This window comes from Rubrobacter sp. M3-4 (assembly GCF_059772285.1).
Genome location: NZ_JCBAJP010000018.1, coordinates 20,443 through 27,890, shown reverse-complemented (window position 1 = coordinate 27,890; position 7,448 = coordinate 20,443). Strand labels below are relative to the sequence as shown.

Below are 7,448 nucleotides of genomic sequence, written 5' to 3'. Positions count from 1 at the left end.
AGGAGCGCAGGGCGCGGGTTTATACTTGAGTCGAATGGGCCTATACTGGGGAAAGCAGTTTACAAGAAAGGTTTAGGGATGCTGGAAGAGCGGAAGATCAGGACGGAGATTCCCGGTCCCAAGAGCAGGGCTTTGATGGAGCGGCGTCGGAAGGCGGTTTCGGCGGGCCTCGGGACGGCGCTACCGATATGGGTAAGGGAGGCGCATGGCGCGCTGGTCGAGGACGTGGACGGGAACACGTTCATAGACTTCGGTGGTGGGATCGGTGTCCTGAACGCCGGGCACACCAACCCGGCGGTCGTCGAGGCGGTGAAGGAGCAGGTCGAGCGGCTGACGCACACCTGCTACTACGTGACGCAGTACGAGCCGTATCTGGAGCTGGCCGAGAAGCTGAACGCGCTGGTACCGGGGGACTTCGAGAAGCGCTCGTTCTTCTGCAACTCCGGGGCCGAGGCGGTCGAGAACGCGATCAAGGTGGCGCGGGCGTACACCGGTCGGCCGGCGGTGATCGCGTTCGAGAACGCCTTCCACGGGCGGACGTTCATGGCGATGAGCCTTACGAGCAAGGTCAGCCCGTACAAGAAGAACTTCGGGCCGTACGCGCCGGAGGTCTACCGGGTTCCCTCGCCCTACGCCTACCGGTGTCCCGCCGGAAAGGACTGCTCGGGCGGGTGTCGGGGGGACTGTCTCGGGGCGCTGGATAAGCTCTTCGTGAGCTACGTGGACCCGCGGAGCGTGGCGGCGATGATCATCGAGCCGGTGGCCGGAGAGGGCGGGTTCATCCCGGTGCCGGACTTCTACCTCAGGCGCCTCAGGGAGATCTGCGACGAGTATGGGATCGTCCTGATCATAGACGAGGTCCAGACGGGCTTCGGCAGGACGGGGAAGATGTTCGCGATCGAGCACTCGGGTGTGGAGCCCGATCTTTTGACCACGGCCAAGAGCCTCGGCGGCGGTCTCCCGATAGCCGGTGTGACGGGAAGGGCGGAGATCATGGACGGCGTACACACCGGCGGCCTCGGGACGACCTACGGCGGCAACCCGCTCGCCTGTGTGGCCGCTCTGGCGGTTCTCGAGACCTTCGAGGAGGAGGATCTCCTCTCCCGTGCGAACGTCATCGGGGAGCGTACGATGGCTGCGATGCACGAGATGCAGAAGAGGCACCCGGATTTCATCGGCGACGTGCGCGGACTCGGGGCGATGGTCGCGATGGAGCTGGTGAAAGACTCCGAGAGCCGCGAGCCGGACAAGGAGAGGACGGCCGGCATCGTCGAGGCGGCCCTGCAGGAGGGGCTGATGCTCCTGACCGCCGGGCAGTACGACAACGTGATCCGCACCCTCACGCCGCTCGTCATCACCGACGAGCAGCTCGACGAGGGGCTCGCCATCCTCGCGCGGGCCGTGGATTCGGTCGCCTGATCCAGACCGCACCGGAGAGGGGGAGGGCGGTTCCGCCCTCCCCCTTTTATTCATTCGTTCTCAGGCGCGGCTTCCCGCTATCGCGGGGGCTGCAGCGGTGGCGGTGAGCGCGGCGAGCAGCACCTTCGCCAGGTCGAACGGTACGAACGGCAGGACCCCCTGCGCCAGCGCCGCCGTGGGCGAGAGGTGGGTCACCGCGGCGAGCCAGGCGGCTCCGGCGGCGTAGATCGCGCAGAGCGCCAGCGTCCCGCTGAGGGAGCAGGCCCACAGCGCCTTCCTGCGGTTCGAGCCTGCAGCCGCCCCTGCGGCGAGACCGGCGAGCGCGGCCGCGACCGGGTAGGAGAGGAGATAACCTCCGGTGGGACCCAGGATCGGACCCAGCCCCCCGGAGAAGCCGGCGAAGACGGGTACGCCGATGGCCCCCACCACCAGATAGACGATCTGCGCCAGCGCCCCGGCCCGCCACCCGAGCAGGAGCCCGGAGAGTACCACGGCGACGACCTGCAACGTGAACGGCACCGGAGTGAAGGGGAGCGGTACCGTGATCTGTGCGGACACGGCCGTCACCGCGGCCATGAGCGCGGCCCGCGTCAGAGTGCGTGTCCTCAGGGCTCTTCCTCCTGTCTCTTGGACGATTCCTTCGAAGCCCGTATTTTAGGCGATAAAAAAAGACCGGGGGAACCCCGGTCTTCTGCACGACGCTCCGTCGCCCGCGATCAGGAGACCGCCGGCTTCAGCCTCCGGTCGAGCTGCTCGAGCAGGCTCTCCCGGTTCTTGTGCAACCTCTCGTAGTCGCGGATGAGCCTTATCTCCTCGGCGGAGAGCCCCTCGAGGCGCTTCGAGATCTCCGCCACGCTCAGATCGTCGTATCCCTCGATCGGAAGCTCCTCTTCCTCGACGCCACCCTCTATGAGCCTCAGCCCCTGCCGGTAGTAGGCCAGCGGGGCGTAGAGGAGGTCCAGATAGCTGCCCGTGATCTCCCCGGCCAGCGCCCGCACGTTCTCCCGCTGCGCCTCGACCCTCTCAGCCAGCTCCTTCGCAAACTCGCCGTTCGCCGCACCCTGGTGCCGGGCCTCGGCGACGAACCTGTCCGTCATCCCCAGCGCGAACCTCACGTTGCGCTCCTGCAGCTCCACGGCGTGCTCCGCAATGGCCCTGTACAACTCCCCGACTTCACGTACCAGCCCCTCCATGGCCCGGCTCGTCTCACGAAGCTCGCTCATTGCAGTCCTCCTGAATCGCTCTCTCTGCATATCTATATGCAGTATACACATATATACAGAGTATTCAAGATTGGAGGGGGTAGGGCGTTGCCATTCTGTTATTTCGATGCGTTAAGATGCCGCAGCGATGGCGTGGGGCTCTGGTCTCCGGGCCGTCGTGCTTTTACGGTACGAAGAGAGGGGGATGAGTTGAGACTCAGGGGTTTCATGGTTTTGCTGGCCGGGGTTTTGATGGTGACGCTCGTGGCCGCCGGATGTGGGCGATCCCAGGCAGGTGGGGCGAGCAAGCCGGGGACCATGAACGAGAAAGCCCGCCAGCAGCAGGTGGCTCCGAAGAAGGGGGAGGGGCAGGATCGGGGGCTCATCGCTCCGGCGCCCAAGAGCCATGTGCTGAGGCTCACGGTGCCCGCGATGAAGCGGGTGCGCGACGCGGTGGTTCCCACGGCCGTCGGGACCGACGAGCAGGCGCTCAAGAACCACGTCGCGATACACCTGAAGGGGACGGGATTTCCCTGGCAGAAGGTCACTAACGTCTACATAGCCGGCCACAGGCTCGGTTACCGCGGGACCAGGAGCCTCTATGCCTTCTACGACCTCAACAAGCTGAAGAAGGGGGACAGGATCTACGTAACCGACGCCAACGGCAGGAAGTACACCTACGAGGTCTTCAAAAAATTCGTCGTCTCGCCGACCGACATCGGGGTCACCAAGCCGTTGCCGGGCAAGAACGTAGTCACCCTGCAGTCGTGCACCCTACCGGACTACGAGAAGCGGCTCATCGTGCAGGGAAAGCTCGTCTCCCACACCTGAGCCGTCCTGCCGTGGGGGTACGATCCCGCGGTTTGTGAGCAGGGACGCACCCGCCGGTCGGGGCTGCTGATAAACTCCCCTCTGGCGAGCCCAGAGAGAAGAAGTCGGCTGAGGGCTCTGGAGGTCCGGTGCTCGAGCGTACGAGAGGGAAGACGTCCGCGTCCGGAGAAGCGCTGGCGCGCAGCATCGAGGGCATCCTCGCCGCGCGGCGGAGCGGTGCCGGGCGGGTGGTGCGCCTCGAAGCCGGGCTGGAGCGGGCCGATCCGCTGCGCTGGCTCTCCGGCCGGCCCGAGCGTCCCCGTTTCTACTGGTCGGCACGCGACGGGAACCTGGAGGTCGCGGCGGTCGGCGCGGCGGAGATCCTCGATGGCGTCCCGGACTCTGCGGGCAGGTTACCGCGTGGCTCGCGCTACTACGGCGGGCTGCGCTTCGATCCGGCGCGCGATCCGGCTTCGGAGTGGGAAGGTTTCGGGAGCGCGCGCTTCTTCCTGCCCCGGTTCGAGCTGGTACGGGAGGAAGGACGGACGGTATTCGCCTGCAACCTCGTGCTCCCCCGGGACACGGCGCGTTCGCTCGAGCTGGCGCACGCCGCCCGGAGTATGAATCCGTCCTCCGGCGCAGAAGACGTCTGGACCGCGTTGCCGGAGGTCGTCTCCAGAGGGGATCTGCCCGGATGGGCGGGATGGGCGGAGAACGTACGATGGGCGCTCTCGGCCTTCTCGGAGGGGGGGCTGGAGAAAGCCGTGCTCGCCCGCAGGGTCACGCTGGAGCTGAGCGGTGAGCTGGACCCGACCTCGTTGTTGAAGGCTCTCTCGGCGGTTTCGCCGGGATGCTTCGGAGCTCTGTTCGAGCCCGACCGGGCGGGTGCTTTCGTGAGCGCCTCCCCCGAGCGCCTGTTCAGCGTGGAGGGGACGGAGGTGACCAGCGAGGCCGTCGCCGGGACCCGGCCCCGGGGGATCTCCGAATCGGACGACACCGGGCTGAGCCGGGAGCTTTTGGCCAGCGAGAAAGACCTGCGCGAGCACGAGTATGTCCGGAGGAGCATTCGGGAAGCGCTCGGGCGGCTCTGCGAGGAGGTCGAGATATCTCCGCAGCCTGAGGAACTCACGCTCGCGCAGGGGCGTCACCTGCGCTCCCCCATCAGGGGCTCTCTCCGGGCTGGCGTCTCCCCCCGGGACGTCCTCGAGGCCCTGCACCCGACCCCGGCCGTCGGCGGGTGGCCGCGGGAGGAGGCGCTCTCTCTCATCCGGGAGCTCGAGCCCTTCGACCGGGGCTGGTACGCCGGGCCGATCGGCTGGATCGGGGCGGAGGGAGCGGAGTTCGCCGTCGGGATCCGGTCCGCGCTCGTAGCGGGGGAGAGCGCGCATCTCTTCTCCGGCAACGGGATAGTCGAGGGTTCGGATCCGGCGTCCGAATGGGGTGAGCTCGAGGGCAAGCTCGGAGCTTTCGCCAAGGTGCTGGGTTTTGGTCCTCCCCGCGGCTGAGGCGAATCTACTGTGGGCCTCCCTCCTCGTCGAGGAGCTCGTGCGGGCCGGTGTGGGGCCGTTCTGTATCGCGCCGGGCTCCCGCTCGACCCCGCTCGTGGCGGCCATAGCCGAGAACCCGCGCGCTCGCGCGGTCGTCCACTACGACGAGCGGGGGACGGCCTTCTGCGCGCTGGGCTACGCCCGCGCCACCGGCAGGCCCGCCGCATGGGTGACGACCTCCGGGACGGCGGTCGCGAACGGACTCCCGGCGGTCGTCGAGGCGGCGACCGACTGCGTGCCGGTGATCCTCCTCACCGCCGACCGGCCGCCGGAGCTGCGCGAGACCGGCGCGAACCAGACGATCGTGCAGCCGGGCCTCTTCGGGGGGTACGTCCGCTGGTCCTTCGATATGCCCGCCCCGGACACCCGGCCCGCCCCTGAGATGGTGCTGACCGCCGCGGATCAGGCCGTCTACCGTGCCCGCCGGGCCCCCGCGGGGCCCGTACACCTGAACCTGATGTTCCGCGAGCCCTTCCTGCCACCCCCGGGAAGGCGTCCGGAGGTTCCGCCACATCTGCGGGGCTGGTACGAGAAGAGGGCCCCCTATACCCGTTATGCGGGCGGGGTGTCCTCCGCCGAGGGGGTGGGGGATCTGTGGGAGGAGCTGCGCGGGGTGGAGCGGGGGCTCGTCGTCGCCGGGAGGCTCGGGAGCCGGCGGGAAGGTGAGGCCGTGCTGGACCTCGCCGGGGAGCTCGGGTGGCCGCTGCTCCCGGACGTGGTCTCACAGCTCCGGCTCGGGGGCAAGGGGGGAACCCTCGTACCGTACTACGATTTGCTGCTGGCGGACGAGGATTTCGTGCGAGGCAGCAGGCCGGATGCAATCCTGCGGTTCGGCGGCGGGCCCGTCTCAAAGCGGCTGCAGCGGTTTCTGGAGCGTGCGAAGCCCGGGGTACGCGCGGTCGTGCACGAGAGCCCGTTCAGGCTCGACCCGGACCACGCGGCGAGCCACAGGTTCGAGGCCGCGGTTGGCGAATTCTGCGCGGCCCTGCGCCGGGAGGTGCGTGAGCGCCCGGGGAAGCCGGACCCGGCCTGGACGGAGCGGTGGGTCTCGGCCTCGGAGGAGATCGGACGAAGGCTCGCCGGGGGCTTCTCCGGCGACCAGGAGCTCAGCGAGCCCCTCGTGGCCCGGCTCGTCACCCGCCACATCCCAGCCGGGCACGCCCTGTGCCTGGCGAGCAGCATGCCCGTGCGGGACGTGGACGCCTTCGGGGTTGCCGAGGGCGAGCCGGTCCCCGTCTTCGCCAACCGCGGCGCGAGCGGCATCGACGGGACGGTCGCCACGGCGGCGGGTTACGCCGGGGGCTCCGGGCGGCCGGTCACGCTACTCATCGGAGACCTCGCGCTCCTGCACGACCTGAACTCTCTCGCCCTGATCAGGGGACTGCCCGTGACGGTCGTGGTCGTGAACAACGACGGCGGCGGGATCTTCTCGATGCTCCCGGTCGCACGGCAAAAGAAGAACCTCTTCGAGAGGTACTTCGGGACGCCGCACGGGCTCACCTTCGAGTCCGCCTCCGCGATGTTCGGCCTGCGTTACGAACGGCCCGCCACGGTGGAAAGATTCGTCGAGGCTTACCGGAAGGCCTGCTCCAGGGAGGAACCATCGCTGCTGGAGGTCCGTACTGACCGGGCGGAGAACGCCGCGTTGCACGAGAGGATCATGAGGGAGGTATCGGGGTGAGTCCGCTCAGCTACGGGATCGCCGGTGAGGAGGGGGCACCGCCGGTTCTGCTGCTGCACGGGTTCCTGGGATCCAGGGAGGATTGGGCGGAGATCATCGAGGTTTTGCAGGAGGATTTCCTGTGCCTTGCGCCCGACCTGCCCGGACACGGCGGATCTGTGGGGTTGCCTTATCCCGACGCCTACACCATCGAGGGGGCGGCGCGGGAGGTCACTGCGCTCCTCGACGGGCTCGGCATCTCGCGGGTTGCGCTCGTCGGGTACTCGATGGGTGGGAGGCTCGCGCTCCACCTGGCGCTCAGGTGTCCGGAGCGCTTCTCGGGGCTCTTGCTGGAATCTTCCTCGCCGGGGATAGAGAGCGAGGAAGAGCGGGACGCCCGCCGCGAGGCGGACGAGAGGCGGGCCCGGAGCCTGGAGAGCGGAGGCCTCGAAGGCTTCCTCGAGGAGTGGTACCGGCAACCGCTCTTCGCCTCGCTCCAGCGGAGGGAGGATCTGCTCGGGCGGACGGTCGAGCATCGCCTCTCGAACGACCCACACGAGCTCGCCCGTTCCCTGCGGGCGATGGGGACCGGAAACCAGAAGCCGCTGTGGGATGAGCTGGCGAGGATCGCGGTCCCGGTCCTCGCGATCGCCGGGGAGCTGGACGAGAAGTATTCCGGGATCTGTTCCAGGATGCGGACGGAGGGGGGAGTCTCCATGGCCGTGGTCCCCGGGGCGGGGCACAACGTACACCTCGAGGCCCCGGACGAGTACACGAGGTTACTGCGAGGGTTTCTCAAAGCCCTATAAT

The 7,448-nt window shown here is 68.1% G+C and carries 7 protein-coding genes; 5 read left to right on the top strand and 2 right to left on the bottom strand.

Annotated elements, in window-relative coordinates; all coding sequences use genetic code 11:
• Positions 1–78 precede the first annotated feature (78 nt).
• Entirely contained in the window at positions 79–1,419 is a 1,341-nt protein-coding gene (gabT, locus tag AC6EKW_RS14560) for a 4-aminobutyrate--2-oxoglutarate transaminase (RefSeq protein WP_498514782.1), read from the top strand.
• A gap of 60 nt (positions 1,420–1,479) precedes the next feature.
• Here gabT and AC6EKW_RS14555 read toward each other — a convergent pair whose 3' ends face one another.
• Complete coding sequence (locus AC6EKW_RS14555) at positions 1,480–2,028, bottom strand: biotin transporter BioY (RefSeq protein WP_337959026.1); 549 nt, start codon at positions 2,026–2,028, stop codon at positions 1,480–1,482.
• Between the two features lie 107 nt (positions 2,029–2,135).
• On the bottom strand, positions 2,136–2,642 hold the full coding sequence (locus AC6EKW_RS14550; protein ID WP_273889480.1) for a hypothetical protein: 507 nt from the start codon (positions 2,640–2,642) through the stop codon (positions 2,136–2,138).
• A gap of 189 nt (positions 2,643–2,831) precedes the next feature.
• Here AC6EKW_RS14550 and AC6EKW_RS14545 point away from each other — a divergent pair, with 189 nt between their 5' ends.
• The 4 genes from AC6EKW_RS14545 (at position 2,832) to menH (ending at position 7,447) form a co-directional block, all read left to right on the top strand.
• Positions 2,832–3,452, top strand: a complete 621-nt coding sequence (locus AC6EKW_RS14545; RefSeq protein WP_273889481.1) for a class E sortase — start codon at positions 2,832–2,834, stop codon at positions 3,450–3,452.
• A gap of 128 nt (positions 3,453–3,580) precedes the next feature.
• Complete coding sequence (locus AC6EKW_RS14540; protein ID WP_498514781.1) at positions 3,581–4,936, top strand: isochorismate synthase; 1,356 nt, start codon at positions 3,581–3,583, stop codon at positions 4,934–4,936.
• The gene (menD, locus tag AC6EKW_RS14535) at positions 4,917–6,659 is read left to right on the top strand and encodes a 2-succinyl-5-enolpyruvyl-6-hydroxy-3-cyclohexene-1-carboxylic-acid synthase (RefSeq protein ID WP_498514780.1); all 1,743 of its coding nucleotides are present in this window, start codon (positions 4,917–4,919) and stop codon (positions 6,657–6,659) included. The genes AC6EKW_RS14540 and menD overlap by 20 nt, the downstream gene beginning before the upstream one ends.
• Entirely contained in the window at positions 6,656–7,447 is a 792-nt protein-coding gene (gene menH, locus AC6EKW_RS14530) for a 2-succinyl-6-hydroxy-2,4-cyclohexadiene-1-carboxylate synthase (protein WP_498514779.1), read from the top strand. Before menD ends, menH begins: the two co-directional genes overlap by 4 nt.
• Position 7,448: the final 1 nt, after the last annotated feature.

Bases quoted from the DNA above. Each gene is read 5' to 3' on its own strand.
- gabT (WP_498514782.1), top strand. From the start codon at position 79: ATGCTGGAAGAGCGGAAGATCAGGACGGAGATTCCCGGTCCCAAGAGC.
- AC6EKW_RS14550 (WP_273889480.1), bottom strand. From the start codon at position 2,642: ATGAGCGAGCTTCGTGAGACGAGCCGGGCCATGGAGGGGCTGGTACGT.